Raw genomic sequence first — 17,706 nt, 5'->3', positions numbered from 1 at the left:
TGGTAGCTAAATCTCTGTTACAGTTGGGCGCCTTCGCGCCCAAGAGCATTGCGTATCGCCTGCGGATCGACCTTCCGGGGCTCGATGCCCTGGCGCACGGCCAGGGTAGCGGCGTGGCCGATCGCATGGCCGTATGAAAAGCACTGCGCCGTGACACGGGCTGATGCCACTGCCTCGTGTTCTGCGGACAGGCACCGTCCCGCCACGAGTAGCCCCTCACCGCGCGACGGCACAAAACAGCCGTAGGGCACCTCGTAGTAGTCGTCGAGCACCCACTCCACCTTCGGCTTCGCTCCTGCATGCAGTTCGATCGGCCACGGCGAGCGCGCAATACCGTCGGAGAACTTTCTCGCGCCGACCACGTCGCTGTTCATCAGCTTCGATACACCTTCGACCTGACGCGTCTGGCGTACGCCAACCTGAACCGCGGTATCGTTGACGTAAGCGTTCTGGCATCCTGATACGTAGTCCTTAAGGAACTGGGCGTACGCATGAACCTGCTTTCTGCCGTTCAGCTCGCCTTCCGTGAAGTCGTCGTAGAAAAGCGGGTTGAGTTCGCGACCGTCGGAGCCCGTGATACGCGTACAGTTACACAGCAGCTCGCCGGGACGCGTTGTCGGAAAGAGCCAGACTTTTGAACGCGGCAGGTTGTCTCCGGCAAGTTGACGCTCGCGCAGCAGCGCCGAAATCGCTTCGCCCATGATCGTGTCATCGCCGTAAGCGTCGATAAAGCGTGCGACATCCACGCCCTGCAACCTGAAAATCATCGTCGGGTTCTGCACGCGCGAGCCGTCACCGATGAAGCTGTCAAGGCCGGCCATCGCGACGAGGTCGGCGTCTCCGCTGGCGTCGACGGTGACGCGAGCCCGGATCGTCAGCGGCCCCTGCTTGGTCCATGCGGTCACGCCCTCGAGGCGCTCGTTGCCATCGAGCAGCACGCCAGTCGCCACCGCGTGATAAATAACCTTGACGCCAGACTCTTCCAGTAGGCTATCGGCCGTATCGCGCCAGACCAGCGGATCGTGAACGCGCGTCCAGGTTTTTCCGTAGCGCACTGGTGCGGCCAGACCTCCACGCTGCTCCAGCGCGTCACAGAACTCCTTCGCAAAGCCGGTGACGATTGACTCCGGTTTCGCCCCGGCGCGGTCGGTCGCAAGGTACATGCCGCACACCGTCCCTGAAAGTCCGGCAACTGCACCGCCGCCGCAAAAGCCATAGCGTTCCAGCAGGATCACATTGAGGCCCTGCCGGCTCGCCGTGACGGCCGTCGCGACACCTGCGGCGCCCCCACCTGTCACGAGCACGTCGCACTGAAGTCCGTCAACAGAGCGGACGTCGACTCCTGTATTTCCCATCTCCAGCTCCTTTTGTCGTCAGCTGACATATCAGATGACGACATTTGTATCGGGTGGAACCGGGTCTGTCAATGACGCGAGAATTTACTCGCGAGTGGGTGCGCTCGGGGAAACGCCGTCAACGGCAGGTGGGAGAGGGTTTTGCAGTGAAATGACCAGCGCGGCTAGCGTTTTCCCTGGGCGAAGGTCAGCGCTGTTATTTGCGGTCAGATTTATGCGAGATTTCCCAATTGGCGCAGGGATATATGCAATCAAGCTATGGCGTGCTCGCGCACCGTGGCGACCGGGGTCAGTACACGACGGGATTTATTGCGCGAGTGCCCGTGGCACGGCCAAAATTCCGCAGAACCTGGAGATACATCAGAGGCGCGACGCAAGCACGAGCGCAGGGCAAGTCGGACCAGGACACGGATGTCGTGTCGGCAGAGTTGCTCAGGCGATTCGAGGGATGCGCAGCGTCAAGCAGACTCGATGATCTTCTCCAACGTGATGGGAAGGTCATAAATGCGTTTGCCAGTGGCATTGAAAACCGCGTTCGCTACTGCCGCGCCCACGCCGGTGATGCCGATTTCACCGACGCCGCGCGCGCCCATCGGCGTGTGAGGATCGGCCTCGTCGTTCCAGATAATGTCGATCTTCGGAACGTCGAGGTGAACTGGCACGTGATAGTCGGCAAGCGACGGATTCATGACACGCCCGCTTCGTTCGTCGAACTGGGTTTCCTCCATCAGCGCGAGCCCGAGCCCCATGATGATGCCGCCACGGAACTGACTGGCCGCCATCTTGGCGTTGATGATCCGGCCGCAGTCGAACGAGCCGAGGAATCGGCTCACGCGGACCTCCCCTGTGATGACGTTCACGCGCACTTCGCAGAACAGCGCGCTGTGGCTGTGCATGGACCAGTGTTGCAGCTCGAAGGGCATCGGTGCCTGCGCCTCGACCGACAGTTCCTCACGCCGCGCGCGGGTGAGTATCGCGGCGTAGCTCTCGAAGCGGCTTTCATCGTCCAGCGCGCAGAGGCCGCCGTCGCGTCCACCTACATCGTCTGGCAGCAGGCCGGAAAGCGGCGAGCGGTTGCCGGCGAGGCCGAGCAGTTCCTTGACGAGCTTGTGATGGGCCGCGCTGACCGCCGCGCCGATCGCAGCGGTTTGCTGCGAACCGCCCGCCAGCACTTCGCCCGGCAACGTGGAGTCCGCATACTTGAAGTCAACGTCGTCCATTGACAGCCCTAGCCGCTCGGCGGCGATCTGCGTCTGCGCGGTCGAGGTGCCCATGCCCATTTCGTGCGCGGCGATGCTGATCGTCGCGCGCCCCTTGTCGGTCAGGACGATGCGCGCCGCGCCGCCCGGCATCCGATAGTATGGATAAGTGCCCTTCGCGCAGCCAATGCCGACGAGCCAATCGCCATCGCGCCGCATGCCCGGCTCGCCGCGCGCGGCCCAGCCGAAGCGCTCGCGGCCTGCCCTCCACGCATCGACGATGCCGCGCTGCGAGAACGGCAGCCCCGTCGTCGGATCCTTTTGCGGCTCATTCCTGATTCGCAATTCGATGGGATCCATGCCCATTACGTGCGCTAGCTCATCGATGGCCGATTCCAGCCCGAACGTGCCGACCGCCTCACCGGGCGCGCGCATGAACGTGTTGGCGGTCATGTTCAGCTTGACGGTCTCGACATCGAGCAGAAAGCTGCGCGACGCATAAGAACTCTTCGCGGGCAGGATGAAGGGCTCGGGCATGTTGTTGTGCGGCGTCATGGCGACCGTGCCGGTATGGATGAGCGCGTCCAGCGTTCCATCGGCCTGTGCGCCCAGCGCCACGCGCTGTTCAGTGAGCGTACGGCCACCAACGACGCGAAACACACCTTCCCGCGACAACGTCATACGCACCGGGCGCTGCGCGAGCTTCGCCGCGGCCGCAGCAAGCACCTGATGCTGCCAGACCGTCTTCGATCCGAAGCCGCCGCCGACATAAGGCGACGTGACATGCACATCCTTCTCGTCGATGCCGAATACCTGCGCGATCGACCACGCTTCGTGAGCTACGGCCTGCACGCTGTCGTGCATGCGCAGCGTCTTGCCCTTCCACGCGAGGGTCACTGCATGCAGTTCGATCGGATTATGGTTCTGGCGAGGAGTCGTATAACGCACGTCGATCTTGTAGGGCGCCGCGGCCAGCGTGGCCTCGGCATCGCCGATCTCCAGCTTCAGGGGCTCGCCCATGAATACACCGGGCTCCGAGCCTTTGGCCTTCGCAGCGTCCAATGACGTTATTCCGTCGGCTCCGGCTTCGTAGTTCACCTCGATCAAGCTCAGCGCGTAGTCCGCCTGCTCCTGCGTGTCGGCCAGCACCAGCGCAACCGGTTGGCCATTCCAGTGAATCTGATCGTCCTGCATGATGGGTATGTCATCGCCGCCCACTGCTTTCGGCTGCGTCATGAACGCGGGCAGAGGCTTGAGGCGAGGCGCGTTCCTGTATGTCATCACCAGTGCGACGCCAGCCGCGGCCTCAGCGGCGGAGACATCGATTTCGACGATGCGTCCGCGCGCGATTGACGAATACTTGAGCGCGGCGTAGGACATCCCCTCGAACGGGAACTCCGCGGCAAAGGTCGCCTGCCCGGAAACTTTCAACGGCCCGTCGATGCGGCTCACCGGCGCACCGATCAGTCCATGCTTGTGGTGAATCAGCGGATCCGGCTTGCCGCCGGGGACGAAACTGTCAGGCGCGAGCGCAATGGCCTTTTTCACGACGGCCTGGATCGTGTCCTTGATGATGGACATCAGCGGACCTCCTGCAGTGCGGTTAGCTTCACCAGCGTGTCGGCGATGACGCGCTGAGCCAGTTCGATCTTGAACGCGTTGTCGCGTAATCCGCGGGCGCAAGCGAATTCCGCCTGCGCGGCAGCGAGAAACGCCGCCTCGGTCGCCGGAGCGCCCTTCAGCGCCGCTTCGGCGGTCCTGGCGCGCCACGGCTTGTGAGCGACGCCGCCCAGCGCGAGTCGCACGTCCTTCACGACGCCATCCTGCACTTCCAGGATCACCGCCGCGGCGATTAGCGCGAATGCATAGGACGCACGGTCCCGCACCTTTCGATAGCACGAACGGCCCGCAATCGAGGGCGGCAGCGTCACGGCGGTGATCAATTCGCCCGCTTCCAGGACCGTTTCGGTTTGCGGCGTGTCGCCGGGCAGGACGTGGAAATCGACGAGCGGAATTTCGCGTGCGCCGTTGCGGCCCTCCATCGACACCATTGCATCGAGAGCGGCTAACGCGACGGCCATGTCTGACGGATGCGTGGCGACGCAGGCATCGGACGCGCCCAGGATCGCGTGCATGCGGTTGAAGCCGCCGATCGCGTCGCAGCCCGCTCCGGGCGAGCGCTTGTTGCAGCGCGCTGCGTCGTCGTAAAAGTAGCCGCAGCGGGTACGTTGCAGCAGGTTGCCGCCCACTGTCGCCATGTTGCGGATCTGGGCCGATGCGCCGGCAAGAACGGCCTCGGACAACATCGGGTAGCGTGCCCGCATGCGCGGGTCGGCCGCGACGGTGGTGTTTTTCACGCCTGCGCCGATCCGTAGGCCGCCGTCGCCGGTATCTTCTATCGCGCACGAAAGATTCGTGACATCCACGAGCACGACCGGATGCTCGATGCTCTCGCGCATCAGATCGACGAGGTTGGTGCCGCCGCCGAGATATTTGGCGCCTGCACGGGCGCCGAGTGTCAGTGCGGCTTTCGCGTCGGCAGCGCGTTCGTAGGTGAAGGGATTCATCAGGCCACCTCGCGCTTGAGGGGCTCGCTTTCGAGCGCACCGAACGTTTCCTGGATCGCGTCGACGATGCCGTTGTAGGCGCCGCAGCGGCAGAGATTGCCGCTCATGCGCTCGCGCAGCTCCATATCGGACAGCGCAAATCCTTCGGCGGCCACGTCCTCGCTGACATAGCTCGGCACGCCGCACTTCAATTCCTGGAACATGCCGACGGCAGAACAGATCTGACCTGGCGTACAGTAGCCGCACTGAAAGCCGTCGTGTTCGACGAAGGCCGCTTGCAGCGGATGAAGCGCAGCCGGCGTGCCCAATCCTTCGATCGTGGTGATTCCCCGATCCTGATATTGGACCGCGAGCGCGAGGCAACTGTTGATGCGCGTTCCGTCGACGAGGACGGTGCAGGCGCCGCATGCACCCTGATTGCAGCCCTTTTTTGCACCGAATAGATGTAACCGCTCACGAAGCAGGTCGAGTAGCGATGTCCTTGGATCAAACTCCAGCTCGATCTCGTTGCCATTGATAACGAAATGCATGCTTGCTCCTTTCGAGTCGGACTCGGGTTAAGGCTGAAGTCTCGAAGACTGCGCCTCTGCGACCTGGAAAAGCAATCCCTCGCCTTGCGAGACAGGCGAAACCAGCGCCATGAGCGCCCGTCCTTCTGTCGGGACGTCGTGATGGAGTATAGGAGACTCTCCGCTGCGTCACGTCGAGTACAGCTCGATACGCGCTGTCGATTGTCCGGCCTTCCCCACGCCCCAGAACCTCTGAACTGCATCTGTTTGAGCAGGCTGGAGGCTGGCATTGGGGCATCACGGTCCCGCGAGCCAGGGAAGGCCGATTCGAGCTGATCCGCGACGGGCGAGGATGTCACGCGCTTCAGGCGAGGCGATCGCCTCTGCAGCACATTCTGGCAGCGCCGGGTAGGCGGTGGTTTCTGGATGGCCGAAACGGGTTACCAGCGGGGAGGCCCGCTCGATGGCATGCTCGCCGAGTACGTGCTTTCGATGAACAGGCAGGTGTCCTGGCACCCAGCAGCCTGAGCGACCTCGAAGCCGCCACGTTGCCGTGCGCCGCCATGACCGCCTGGCACGCCCTCGTCGCCGAAGGAACGCTAAAGGCAGGCGAAACCGTGCTCGTTCAGGGCACCGGCGGTGTATCGCTTTTCGCGCCGCAATTCGCGCGCGCGAGCGGGGCGAGGGTCATCGTCACGTCGAGCAGCGACGAGAAGAAAAAGCAAGCGTCGCACAACCCGACGCATCACCAGTTTTGAGGCGCCATGGCAAGTGCCACATTGGGTCAGTTTTTAATCCTGCCCAACTCTGGCTTTTCGCGGTTCATCTGATTGTCGCCATCGGCCTCTTTCACCGCCAGATCCTGCGAAAGGAGCGCCTCCTCACGCAGCACTACGGCCATGAATATGCCGCCTACGCCACGCGCGCGAGGCGCTACCGTTAACTGATCGGTGGCGATTCGATTAGCCCCCGACACAACCGACATTCGTCGTCGATTAGAAGCGGCAGCCATCTTGTGTTGGCGGCATCTTGCGACGTGATCCGTTTGTGCTCCGGCAGTCTCAGCTCAGTCGATCGGAGCGGCGGGTTTTTCCGCGTGGCCGCCGAAATCCTTGCGCATCGCCGACAGCACGCGATTCGCAAAGTCGGATTCGCCTCTCGACGTGAAGCGTGCGAAGAGCGCTGCGCTTAACACCGGTACCGGGACCCCTTCGTCGATCGCGGCATCGATCGTCCAGCGACCTTCGCCCGAATCCGAAACACGTCCCGCGTAGTTCTTCAGATCTCCGTCGTTCGACAGCGTGCCCGCAATCAGGTCGAGTAGCCACGAACTGATCACGCTGCCGCGCCGCCACACTTCGGCGATATCCCCGAGATTCAAGTCGTATTGATAAAACTGCGGATCGCGCAGCGGCGAGGTTTCTGCATCGCTTTCGCGCGACTGCCGCCCCGCGTTCGCGTGACGCAGGATGTTTAGGCCCTCCGCATAAGCGGCCATGATCCCGTATTCAATACCATTGTGAACCATTTTCACGAAATGGCCCGCGCCCTGCGGGCCGCAATGCAAAAAGCCCTCTTCAGCCGTGCTGCCGTCTAGCTGACGCTCGGCTGTCCGCGGCGCGGCGGCGGCGCCTGGCGCGAGTGCTGCGAACACTGGTTCGAGATGCTTCACGATATCCTGCTCGCCGCCTATCATCAGGCAATAACCGCGCTCCCGACCGGCGACGCCACCGCTCGTGCCGACGTCAACGTAGTGCAGTTTCTTCGCACCGAGTTCGTTACCGCGGCGGATGTCGTCGTGAAAGTGCGAGTTGCCGCCGTCGATCACGATGTCGCCCGGCTCCAGCAGCGGTACGAGTTTTTCGAGCGTTGAATCGACCACTGCAGCCGGCACCATCAACCACACGGCGCGCGGCTTCTCCAGCCTGGCTACGAATTCTTCGAGCGACGACGTACCTGCAACGCCCTCCTGTTCGAGGCGCTGCACTGCTGCCGGCTGTACGTCGAATACGATGCATTGCTGACCGCCCTGCGTTAGCCGCCGCACCATGTCGGCACCCATCCTTCCCAATCCAATCATTCCAAGTTGCATGTACGGCTCCTGAAAGGTCTGTTGAGACATATCGCCAATTCAGGCGTAGCAAGCGGCATGCGCGGCGTGACGACAGATAGGAGAGCCACCGCGTAAAACGCTCGGCGATATCCGGGAGGGATGCCGGTGGATAAAACCACTCGATCGAGTATAGACAGCCCGGCCGCACAATTCAGGGGGAACGGCGGGGACGTCCAGCGTGACGCAGCGCTTCTCGCCATCGATTCGATCTAGCGTAATCAAAATCGGGCAGCCGGTGCATCTGACGGAACTGCTGGCCGGCAATGAGCCGCTGTTACGCGCGCTATTACGCATCTACTCGCTCAGGGACGAAGTAAAGCGGCTCGGGTTCTACAGCAAGCCTGTATGCGCAAAAGGGCTGGAACAGTGGTTTGCGCCGGCAATGCAAAAGCGGAAACGCTGCCCCTGAATGTGTTCACCAGGCGCGTGCAAGGCTGCCGTGGCACGGGATCCTGGCCCGCTGCCGCCATCCACTCAATAAAAGCGTCGTGGAACGGATCGACAACACGCAGCATCAGGGCGCGGTCCCCGCGTATCGTGACGACGGACTGACCCATGACGTGGAAGGTCTTCACCGGACCGCGCGCCATCGCCTCTGTCTTCTCGACGAAGCCTGCGCCCGAGCCTCTGTACCACGACACCTCGACCATCGATTCAGGATGGTAGCAAGCTGCCATTTCGTTCCAGCGGCCGCCGTCGCGGGCTGCGCGCTCACGCAGCATCACGTCTTCTGGCCGAATACGATCGAGTACTTCGGCATCCGTCATTCTGATTTCCATCTTCCGTTTCCTCCGCTGCATTGACCTCTGCTGTTGAACGCTCAACGCGCTCTCATACCGCTCGGCGCGCCAAAGAAGCCTGGTGTAACCGGTGAGGTGGACTTCCACGCCATCGAGCCTTGAAAAAACGTGGACGGCGCAGGACGTGTCGGCAATCGCCGGATTGTTTTTCATCCAGATAGCGGCCGGGCTCATGCTGTCGAAGAAGACCGGCCCGGCGCCATTCGCCTCGTGGCCCGCGGCCCGCAATCGCCGTAATCGCTTCCCCTTCCGTGAGAGCAGCCCTTTTCAATCTCGACGGGCCCCCACCCAAGTTTTTTCGGGAACCGAACAGGACATTGCTATAAAGATAAGTATTCTTATCACAACACACGTATTTCTACACAAAACCAAGCCGCAGGAAAAACCGCCCAACCCACACCCCCCGCGCCTGCTAGACTATAAATTCCCCCGAAAAACCGCTGGAGGGAGACATGACGACCGTCTATGTGGTGAAGACCGGTGAGCAGTACCTCTGTTGCGCGGAGGACGGTGACATCGGCATGGCGCCTGAGATTGAAGGGGCCAAGTCTTTTCCCTCGCATGAGGAAGCCGAAAAGGCGGCGAACGAGCACGCCGATCCCGGCTACGAAATCGTGGCCGTCAGCGTGACCAGCCACTGACGCGGCGTTCGCCGCTGGGGCCACGTAATACCGGCACCCGCGGCGAAGGCTTTTTTCCGCATCTCCCTACCGAAACCCCCGCCAAGCCCCCTCCAGGCTGGCTTTCCACTACGCCACTCGCGAGCGTGCTACGGCATGCGATGCGCGCACACCGCATCCCTCTTCGCCTCTTCCCTTAGCGACGCGGCCTCTTGCAGCCCGAAAGCGCGCTTCACATTGTGAAATGCAGCCAGGTTTCCCGAAGCACGTGCCTTCCCACGTTATGAAAACATGTTCTACAGCGCAAAAATCATTACCTATCTCATTGATAAATAAAGAACAAAATAGTCATATGTCTTATATAAGACATTGCGTCTGCGCATCAGCGAGACCCTACAATTGAGTCATGCAGTTCGCTTCGACTTACGCAGCGGCACGCTGAACCCTCTACCCAAAACGCGCTTCGCTCTTCCAGGACTCAGGAGATACACATGGCTCAATATCAAGACGACATCAAGGCAATTGCTGGTTTGAAGGAGCAGCAAGGCAGCGCCTGGAATGCCATCAACCCCGAATCCGCCGCACGCATGCGTGCCCAGAACAAGTTCAGGACGGGCCTCGATATCGCGAAGTACACCGCGAAGATCATGCGCGCCGACATGGCCGCCTACGACGCCGATCCCGCAAAGTACACGCAGTCGCTGGGCTGCTGGCACGGCTTCATCGGCCAGCAGAAGATGATCTCCATCAAGAAGCACTTCAACAGCACCGAGCGCCGTTACCTGTACCTCTCCGGCTGGATGGTGGCCGCGTTGCGCTCCGAGTTCGGCCCGCTGCCGGACCAGTCGATGCACGAAAAAACCTCGGTCAGCGCGCTGATCCGCGAGCTGTACACCTTCCTGCGTCAGGCCGACGCCCGTGAACTGGGCGGCCTGTTCCGCCAACTGGATGCGGCGCAAGGCCCGGCCAAGGCCGCCATTCAGGAAAAAATCGATAACCACGTCACGCACGTCGTGCCCATCATCGCGGACATCGACGCCGGTTTCGGCAACGCGGAAGCCACCTATCTGCTGGCCAAGCAGTTCATCGAAGCGGGCGCCTGCTGCATCCAGATCGAAAATCAGGTGTCCGACGAGAAGCAGTGCGGCCACCAGGACGGCAAGGTCACCGTGCCGCACGAGGACTTCCTCGCCAAGGTGCGCGCCATCCGCTACGCCTTCCTGGAACTGGGCGTGGACGACGGCATCATCGTGTGCCGTACCGACTCGCTCGGCGCAGGCCTCACCAAGCAGATCGCCGTGACCCACACGCCGGGCGACCTGGGCGACCAATACAATTCGTTCCTCGATTGCGAGGAACTGCCGGCCGATGCACTGGGCAATGGCGACGTCGTCATCAAGCGCGACGGCAAGCTGCTGCGTCCCAAGCGCCTGCCGAGCAACCTGTTCCAGTTCCGCGCCGGCACGGGCGAAGCGCGCTGCGTTCTCGATTGCGTCACCGCCCTGCAAAACGGCGCCGACCTGCTGTGGATCGAAACCGAAAAGCCGCATATCGCGCAGATCGCCGGCATGGTCAGCGAGATTCGCAAGGTCATCCCGAACGCCAAGCTCGTGTACAACAACAGCCCGTCGTTCAACTGGACGCTGAATTTCCGCCAGCAGGCGTATGACGCGATGAAGGCCGAGGGCAAGGACGTCTCGTCGTACGACCGCGCCCAGTTGATGAGCGTGGAATACGACCAGACCGAACTGGCGCAGCGCGCTGACGAAAAGATCCGCACCTTCCAGGCCGACTCGTCGCGCGAAGCCGGCATCTTCCACCACCTGATCACGCTGCCGACGTACCACACCGCCGCACTGTCGACCGACAATCTGGCGAAGGAATACTTCGGCGACCAGGGCATGCTGGGTTATGTGGCTGGCGTGCAGCGTAAGGAAATTCGCCAGGGCATCGCCTGCGTGAAGCACCAGAACATGTCCGGCTCGGACATCGGCGACGACCACAAGGAATACTTCAGCGGCGAAGCCGCGCTGAAAGCGGCCGGTAAAGACAACACGATGAATCAGTTCTGATTCGGCACCGCGCCGGGCAAAACGCCAACCACTCCCGGTTGGCGTTTTTTTATGCGCCTCGAAATGAGCAACCATTCATGACGAGCGAAAGATAGTTCTCCTGCTGTATGCTCGGCTCCTCAGCGACTCATGTCCCGGAGGACGACCGTGCACGCAGACTTCCCCCGCATTCACCCTGCCCGCCTGCTCGACGACCTCAAGACGTTGCGCGGTTTCGGCGCGACCGGTCCCGGCGTGGTCCGCCTGTCGCTTTCGCCGATCGATATGGAGGCGCGTCGCTGGCTCGCCGCGCGCATGGCCGACGCCGGGCTCGACGCCGCCATCGACGGCGTGGGCACCGTATTCGGACGCTCGCGCAAACACGGCCCCGCGCTCGTGATCGGCTCGCACACCGACACGCAGCCGACCGGCGGCTGGCTAGACGGTGCGCTCGGCGTGATCTACGGTCTGGAGATCGCCCGCGCCCTCGACGAATGCGAGGCGACTCGCGACTTCGCGGTGGACGTCGCGTCATGGATTGACGAAGAAGGCACGTTTTCGGGCTTCCTCGGGAGCCGAAGCTTCGTTGGCGAAGCGATCGATGCCTCGTTGCGCAGCGCGCGCAATCAGGAAGGCCTGTTGCTCGGCGACGCACTCGCTCAGGCGGCCCTCGCGAATCGTCCGCGGGTCACGCTCGATCGCACGCGGCAACGCGCGTATCTCGAACCGCATATCGAACAGGGCGGCCGGCTCGAAGCATCGGGGAAATCCATTGGCATCGTGACGACGATCGTCGGCATTCGCGAGTATCAGTTGTGTTTCACCGGCCAGCGCAATCACGCGGGCACCACGCCGATGTCCATCCGGCGCGATGCGGGCGCGGCGCTGGTCGCATTCATCGCGCGTATCGACGAGACGTTTGGCCGCCTGGCGCACGCGGATACGGTGTGGACGGTCGGGCGCATCGAACTCGATCCGGGTTCGTTCAGCGTCGTGCCCGGCAAGGCGCTTATGCACCTGCAGTTCCGCGACGCGAACCCCGAGCGGCTCCATGCAATGGAACGCGCGCTGATTGATTTACTCGATGCATGGAACGCGCAACACGCCGTGCACGCGGCGCTCGTCGCATGCGAGGGCGCGGAAGAACCGGTTGCGATGGATGCGCCCTTGCAGGAACAACTCGCGCAAGCGGCTGAAGCGATCGCGCCCGGACAGTGGACGCGCATGCCGAGCGGCGCGTCACACGATGCGCAGGTCATCGCGCAGCACATTCCCGCCTGCATGCTGTTCGTGCCGAGCATCGGCGGCGTGAGTCACGATTTCGTGGAGGACACCGAAGAAGCGCACATCGTTCTCGGGTGCGAGGTTGCGGCGCGGGCGGCAGCGGGAATCGTCGAGGCCTTACGGCGCGAAACGTAACGTTTGATATCGGGCGGCTGTTGCTAGAGCTTGAGCCGCTCAACATATCCCGTGAGTTCGAGATACCCGCGCCCGATCGGCTTTTTCGAGGGCCCTGCGGTGCCTGTGGGCGCGTCGAACGCCGTCACCGCGCCCTCCCAGTACACCGCGCCGGTGGTCGCGCGGCTGTCGAATTCCTGATCGTCCATCAGCGGCACGAGCGTCACGTGCAGGTCCTGCGCATCGACGCGCATCGCCACCGGATACTCCGCGCCGGTATGCGGCGAACGCCATCGGCGCAGCGGCGTGAACCCGATGCTGTCGGCCGATAGCGTACGTGTGCTGCCGTCGGCCGCGCGCAGCGTGCCCCCTGCCCAGAACTTGCTGCCCGCCTTGCCGCGGATCTGCAAGGCCATCAGCGCGCCGCCGTCGTCGAAATTGATGCCGATCCAGTCCCAGCCCACGGCATCGTCCGCAAGCGGCGCGGACGACCATTCGTGATCGAGCCACGCCCGCCCGCGCACGGGCTCGCCATCGCCGCGCGAATGACCGTTGCGCTTGAGCACGCCGTCGACTTGCAGCCACGGCTGGCTGTAGTAATAGCTGGCCTCGTCGGGAAGCGGACCCTTGCGGCTATACCCGTGCGCGCCGTTCACGAGCACCGGCTGCGTCGGCGTCAAGGTGAAGGCGAACGCGAAGCCGGGCGTGGCGACGTTCAGGCGGTAGCGGCCGTTGGCGTCGCGCGCGAGCGACCAGTCGTCGAGATGGACAGCCGTGTCCGTCTCGCTCGCTTCGGCGAGGCCAAAGCCGCGGCGCGCGACGCGCTGGTCGTGCTGCAAGCCGCCAGCGTGCGGATCGCTCAGCGCCACGTTGGCGAACAGCAGTTGATTCGGCGCGAAACGGCTCGGGTTCGCATCGTCGAGCGCGGGGCGCGAGCGGAAGAACGTCGCTTCGAAGCCCAGCGAGGAAGCGCTATCCGTTTGCAGCCAGCCGGTCACGTACCACCATTCGGTGCGATAGCGCGAATGCGCGCCGTAGTCGCGCGGAAACACAAGCGGCCTGCCGCTCGTGACCGCCGGATAGTCGGGCAGCGCCGCCCACGCGGCGTTCTGCGTCAGCGCGGCTAGCGGCCATACGAGGAACGTGCGCCGTTTCATCGCGTCACCAGTCGTCGCGTACTGCGCGCACCGCGTCCACCGACATCGCCGCGCGCGAACTAAGCAGCGCCGTGAGCGCAGCGGCCGCGACAACCGCCGAAGCAAGCGCGGCCAGCAACCCCCACGGCATGTGCACGCTCATCGTCCAGTGAAACGACTGCGGGTTGACGACATGCACGAGCACCATGGCGAGACTCAGGCCCAGGGAGAGGCCGGCGAGCACGCCGAGCAGCGCCACGAGCGCGCCTTCCATCGCAAGCATGACGGCGATCTGGCGACGCGTCACGCCGATGTGCCGCAGCATGCCGAACTCGCGCGTGCGGGCGAGCGCCTGCGAGCCGAAACTCGCGCCCACGCCGAACAGACCGATGATCACCGCCACCGCTTCCAGCAGATACGTCACGGCGAAGCTGCGATCGAAGATCCGCAGGCTCGCCGCGCGAATCTCGCCAGGCTGCGCGAACGCGAGACGTTCCCCGCCGCGCACGCCCGCGCGCAAGCGCGCGATCGCCTGCTCCGGCGTCACGCCCGGGGCCAGCCACAAGGCGGCGTCGCTTACGCGTGTGTCGCCGGTGAGCCGCCGGTAATCGTTCTCGTCGATCACGATGGCGCCGAACTGGCGCGCATAGTCGCGCCAGACGCCCGCCACCGTGAACGTCAGGCGCCGGCCCGCCAGCGGCAGCGCGATACGCTGGCCCGGATGCATCCCGTAGAGATCGGCGGCCGCCTCGCTGATCCACACGGGCGGCGGTTCGCCGGCGCGCGGCACGAAAGGCGCGGTCGTCAGCGGCAGGCGCGCGGCGGGATTGCGCGGATCGATGGGCCGCGCGAGCAGGCTAACCGGCGGCAGACGGGCGTCGAGCGAAATCTGCGTCGCGCGAAGAAATTCGGCGCGCGCCACGCCGGGCGTGGCCGCGATGACGGCCTGATCGGCGGGCGAGAGGAATGCACTGTCGCCGCCGGTCGAAGCGCGCAGATACAGCGGCGCGGGCAGCAGCAGTTGCAGCCAGTCGTCGACCGCCACGCGAAAGCTCGACACCATGATCGCCATCGCCGTCATCAGGCTGAAGCTCGTGACGATGCCCGCGAGGCCGATCGTCGCGCGGCCGGGCGCATTGGCGAGTTGCGCCAGCACGAGTTGCGGCACGGCGCCGTTCGAGCGCGGCAGCGTGGCGAACACGGCGCGCGCGACGGCCGGCATGGCGAGCACGCCGCCCAGCAGCAACAGCGCGATGGCGAGATAGCCGAACACCGGCAAGCCGGCCACGGGCGGCAACAGCGCCGCTGCGACCCCGGCGGCGATGGCGCAGAGCGCCGCCGTGACGGTGCTTTTCGTACGCAGCCCGGCGGCGGGCGCTTCCTCGTCGCCCGCCTTCAGCGCCCGCGCGGGCCGTGCCTTCGCCGCTTCGAGCGCCGGCGCGAGACTGCCGAGCACCGACGCGGCCACTCCCAGCGAGAAAAATATCGCGGCGCGCAGCGCGTCGAAATGCACGCGCGGCTGGACCCCTTCGAAATAGCCGCCGCCCAGATCGCCGCCCGCATAACGGAGCACGGCGGCCGCGAGCGCGAAACCGGTGGCGAGGCCCGCGGCGGCGCCGAGCACGCCGAGAATGGCGCCCTCCGAGACGACGAGCCACAGCACGCCCCGCCGCGTCACGCCGATCGCGCGCAGCAGCGCAAACTGCGCGCGGCGTCGCAGCACGGCGAGGGCCTGCATCGTGAAGACGAGAAACGCGCCGGTGAACAGCGCGACGAGCGCGAGCACGTTGAGATTCGCGCGATACGCACGCGAGAGCATCGAGGTGCGATGCGCGTTGTCGCCCGGCGTGACGGCGGCGACACCCGCGGGCAACAGCGGCGCGATGGAATGCGCGAACACTTCGGCGTCGACGCCAGGCTTGAGCTTGATGTCGATGCGCTCAAGCGTGCCGAGCCGTTGCAAGCGCCATTGCGCGGCGCCGATATCCATCACGCCCACGCGCACCGCATCGCCCGATGCGGGCAACACGCTCGCCACGCGCAGCGCGACCGAGGCGAGCCCGACTTGCACCGTGAGCGTGTCGCCGGGCTGGAGCGCGAGCCAGCTCAGCGCGGCGGGCGAGAGAAAGACGGTGTCGGGGTCGAGCAGATCGAGGGTGTCCCGCTTCGCGCCGTTGGCGTGGCCGGCGCGATCCGTTTGCGCCAAACGTCCGACAAGGTTCGGCGTGACGTAACCGGCGCGAAACACATCGACGCCGAGCAGCTTCAACGGCTCCTCGCGTCCCGCGACGCGCGCATCGACTTCCACCACCGGGCTCGCCGCAGCGACCTCGGGCAAGCGCGCGATACGCGGATACAGCGTCTCGTCGAAGCCTGCGCGCGGGCCGCGCAGTTCGATATCGGCGTTGCCCATCAGCGAATTGACCGTGGCCGACAACTCGTCCAGCGCCGCGCGGTTGATCAACTGCACGGCGTAGCCCATCGCGACACCCGCGGCGATCGCGAGAATGCCGATCAGCGTGCGCAGCGGATGCGCGCGCATTTCGCCGCCGATGAGCGCCGCCCCCACGCCGCCGCCGGCCATGCGATTGCCCGGGCAACGCAATGCGCGCGAGGCGCTCGATGGACGCACAGCGCCGGGCCAGCGCATCTACGCTCCGCCCGCGCCGGGCGCGTACGATTCGAGCCCTTCTGGCGTGAGCCGCAGCACGCGGTCGGCGCCCGCCGCCACGGCCGCCGAGTGCGTCGCGAGCAGCACGCCGGCGCCGTTCTGTTGCGCCAGTTCGCGCAGCAGCGCGAGGACGCGCATCGCCGTGTCGTGATCGAGATTGCCGGTGGGCTCGTCAGCGAGCACGAGACGCGGCCGATGCACGAGCGCACGCGCAATCGCCACGCGCTGCAGTTCGCCGCCCGACAATTCGCGCGGCAGCGCGTGCTCGCGCCCGCCGAGACCGACCGCATGCAACACGACCGAAACGCGCGGCGGCACGTCTTTCGCGCGCATGCCGTTCAGCAGCAGCGGCAGCGCCACGTTTTGCGCCGCCGAGAGATTCGGCAGCACGTGGAACGCCTGGAACACGAAACCCATTTTTTCGCGGCGCTGCAGCGTGGCCGCGTCGTCGTCGAGCGTGTTGAGATCGTGTCCGTCGAACACGATCTGTCCCGCATCCGGGCGGTCCAGTCCGGCCGCGAGATTGAGCAGCGTGGATTTGCCCGCGCCCGATTCGCCCATGATCGCGACGCATTCGCCCGCGCCCACTTCGAGATTCACGCCGCGCAGCACGTTGCGCGGCGCGGCGCCTTTTTCGTCGTGCTTCGCGTAGTGTTTCGATACGTTGGCGAGCGTCAGCATAGGGGGCGTTGACCGGTTAGACGGATTGTTGCACTTATCGCGGATCGGCGCTGCAATCGACAAGCCGTGCCTCCAGCAGACGCGCGAGCGCCTGACCGCCTTCGCGCATGATCGAATCGTGATTCCAGCGGAATACGAACCGCACGAGCGGCGCGTGCGCGAGCGCGTTCATCCACGCGCTGGCGGTTCTCACGTGCCAGTCGTAGCGCACCACGGTGCGGCTGCCGTCGGCTGCGAAATGCCAGCGCCCCACGCCTTCGAGCGCGCCGCTGGCTTCGCCTTCCAGCGCAACGAGTGGCGTGACGCGCGTCACGCGCACGTCGATGATCACGCGGTATGGCAGCACGCCCTTCCACGTGTAGCGATGCACGGCGCCCAGACCGTCTGTTTCGCCCGCCTGCAACTCGCGCACCGCTTCGACGTTCTTCCACCACCTCGGCCAGTTCACCGAATCGTGGATCGCGTCCCATACCGGTTGCAGCGGCGCCTCGATGCACCACAACGTGGTCAGACGGAATTCCGCCATCGTTCGCTTCCTCCTGGTTTGCGGTACGTTACGTGTGCATTGCACGGTGCGAAGCGGTGCTCCAGAATGAATCATCATCC

At 64.4% G+C, this 17,706-nt stretch carries 13 protein-coding genes and 2 pseudogenes; 5 read left to right on the top strand and 10 right to left on the bottom strand.

What is annotated here, in order from left to right; all coding sequences use genetic code 11:
* Positions 1-17 precede the first annotated feature (17 nt).
* From U5768_RS02850 to U5768_RS02835, 4 genes are all read right to left on the bottom strand, one after another.
* On the bottom strand, positions 18-1,355 hold the full coding sequence (locus U5768_RS02850) for an FAD-dependent oxidoreductase (RefSeq protein WP_322028860.1): 1,338 nt from the start codon (positions 1,353-1,355) through the stop codon (positions 18-20).
* Between the two features lie 458 nt (positions 1,356-1,813).
* Positions 1,814-4,237, bottom strand: coding sequence for a xanthine dehydrogenase family protein molybdopterin-binding subunit (locus U5768_RS02845; protein ID WP_322028859.1), 2,424 nt, complete (start codon positions 4,235-4,237; stop codon positions 1,814-1,816).
* Positions 4,135-5,121, bottom strand: coding sequence for a xanthine dehydrogenase family protein subunit M (locus U5768_RS02840; protein WP_322028858.1), 987 nt, complete (start codon positions 5,119-5,121; stop codon positions 4,135-4,137). The genes U5768_RS02845 and U5768_RS02840 overlap by 103 nt, the downstream gene beginning before the upstream one ends.
* Positions 5,121-5,651 (bottom strand): 2Fe-2S iron-sulfur cluster-binding protein, encoded by a 531-nt coding sequence (locus U5768_RS02835; RefSeq protein ID WP_322028857.1) that lies wholly within the window; start codon positions 5,649-5,651, stop codon positions 5,121-5,123. The genes U5768_RS02840 and U5768_RS02835 overlap by 1 nt, the downstream gene beginning before the upstream one ends.
* Positions 5,652-6,193: 542 nt before the next feature.
* On the opposite strand from U5768_RS02835, the gene U5768_RS02830 reads away from it, so the two are divergent.
* Complete coding sequence (locus U5768_RS02830; protein WP_322028856.1) at positions 6,194-6,388, top strand: hypothetical protein; 195 nt, start codon at positions 6,194-6,196, stop codon at positions 6,386-6,388.
* 308 nt (positions 6,389-6,696) lie between these two features.
* On the opposite strand, the gene gnd is transcribed toward U5768_RS02830, so the two are convergent.
* Positions 6,697-7,722 (bottom strand): phosphogluconate dehydrogenase (NAD(+)-dependent, decarboxylating), encoded by a 1,026-nt coding sequence (gene gnd, locus U5768_RS02825; RefSeq protein WP_322028855.1) that lies wholly within the window; start codon positions 7,720-7,722, stop codon positions 6,697-6,699.
* Positions 7,723-7,960: 238 nt separating this feature from the next.
* Between gnd and U5768_RS02820 the strand changes: the two are divergent.
* Positions 7,961-8,252 (top strand): annotated as a pseudogene (locus U5768_RS02820) (ISL3 family transposase); the annotation flags it as partial.
* Between the two features lie 18 nt (positions 8,253-8,270).
* Here the strand turns inward: U5768_RS02820 and U5768_RS02815 are convergent.
* Positions 8,271-8,465, bottom strand: a pseudogene (locus U5768_RS02815) (nuclear transport factor 2 family protein); the annotation flags it as partial.
* Between the two features lie 530 nt (positions 8,466-8,995).
* Between U5768_RS02815 and U5768_RS02810 the strand changes: the two are divergent.
* From U5768_RS02810 to U5768_RS02800, 3 genes are all read left to right on the top strand, one after another.
* A complete protein-coding gene (locus U5768_RS02810) occupies positions 8,996-9,184 on the top strand; it encodes a hypothetical protein (RefSeq protein WP_322028854.1) in 189 nt (62 codons plus the stop codon).
* A 470-nt stretch (positions 9,185-9,654) separates the two neighbouring features.
* Positions 9,655-11,235 (top strand): isocitrate lyase, encoded by a 1,581-nt coding sequence (locus tag U5768_RS02805; RefSeq protein ID WP_322028853.1) that lies wholly within the window; start codon positions 9,655-9,657, stop codon positions 11,233-11,235.
* Between the two features lie 147 nt (positions 11,236-11,382).
* Positions 11,383-12,633, top strand: a complete 1,251-nt coding sequence (locus U5768_RS02800; RefSeq protein WP_322028852.1) for a Zn-dependent hydrolase — start codon at positions 11,383-11,385, stop codon at positions 12,631-12,633.
* A gap of 23 nt (positions 12,634-12,656) precedes the next feature.
* Here the strand turns inward: U5768_RS02800 and U5768_RS02795 are convergent, their stop codons facing one another.
* The 4 genes from U5768_RS02795 to U5768_RS02780 are packed head-to-tail and all read right to left on the bottom strand — an operon-like array spanning position 12,657 to position 17,626.
* A complete protein-coding gene (locus U5768_RS02795; protein WP_322028851.1) occupies positions 12,657-13,769 on the bottom strand; it encodes a carotenoid 1,2-hydratase in 1,113 nt (370 codons plus the stop codon).
* Positions 13,770-13,773: 4 nt separating this feature from the next.
* Positions 13,774-16,398, bottom strand: a complete 2,625-nt coding sequence (locus U5768_RS02790) for an FtsX-like permease family protein (RefSeq protein ID WP_322028850.1) — start codon at positions 16,396-16,398, stop codon at positions 13,774-13,776.
* On the bottom strand, positions 16,399-17,100 hold the full coding sequence (locus tag U5768_RS02785) for an ABC transporter ATP-binding protein (protein WP_322028849.1): 702 nt from the start codon (positions 17,098-17,100) through the stop codon (positions 16,399-16,401).
* A gap of 34 nt (positions 17,101-17,134) precedes the next feature.
* Positions 17,135-17,626, bottom strand: a complete 492-nt coding sequence (locus U5768_RS02780; RefSeq protein ID WP_322028848.1) for an SRPBCC family protein — start codon at positions 17,624-17,626, stop codon at positions 17,135-17,137.
* Between the last annotated feature and the right edge of the window lie 80 nt (positions 17,627-17,706).

It is taken from the genome of Paraburkholderia sp. J76 (assembly GCF_905220295.1).
Lineage (GTDB): Bacteria > Pseudomonadota > Gammaproteobacteria > Burkholderiales > Burkholderiaceae > Paraburkholderia.
This window is presented reverse-complemented; position numbering and strand designations above follow the sequence as displayed.

Bases quoted from the DNA above. Each gene is read 5' to 3' on its own strand.
- U5768_RS02790 (WP_322028850.1), bottom strand. From the start codon at position 16,398: ATGCGCTGGCCCGGCGCTGTGCGTCCATCGAGCGCCTCGCGCGCATTG.
- U5768_RS02785 (WP_322028849.1), bottom strand. From the start codon at position 17,100: ATGCTGACGCTCGCCAACGTATCGAAACACTACGCGAAGCACGACGAA.
- U5768_RS02830 (WP_322028856.1), top strand. From the start codon at position 6,194: ATGACCGCCTGGCACGCCCTCGTCGCCGAAGGAACGCTAAAGGCAGGC.
- U5768_RS02840 (WP_322028858.1), bottom strand. From the start codon at position 5,121: ATGAATCCCTTCACCTACGAACGCGCTGCCGACGCGAAAGCCGCACTG.
- U5768_RS02795 (WP_322028851.1), bottom strand. From the start codon at position 13,769: ATGAAACGGCGCACGTTCCTCGTATGGCCGCTAGCCGCGCTGACGCAG.
- U5768_RS02850 (WP_322028860.1), bottom strand. From the start codon at position 1,355: ATGGGAAATACAGGAGTCGACGTCCGCTCTGTTGACGGACTTCAGTGC.
- gnd (WP_322028855.1), bottom strand. From the start codon at position 7,722: ATGCAACTTGGAATGATTGGATTGGGAAGGATGGGTGCCGACATGGTG.
- U5768_RS02805 (WP_322028853.1), top strand. From the start codon at position 9,655: ATGGCTCAATATCAAGACGACATCAAGGCAATTGCTGGTTTGAAGGAG.
- U5768_RS02810 (WP_322028854.1), top strand. From the start codon at position 8,996: ATGACGACCGTCTATGTGGTGAAGACCGGTGAGCAGTACCTCTGTTGC.
- U5768_RS02780 (WP_322028848.1), bottom strand. From the start codon at position 17,626: ATGGCGGAATTCCGTCTGACCACGTTGTGGTGCATCGAGGCGCCGCTG.
- U5768_RS02835 (WP_322028857.1), bottom strand. From the start codon at position 5,651: ATGCATTTCGTTATCAATGGCAACGAGATCGAGCTGGAGTTTGATCCA.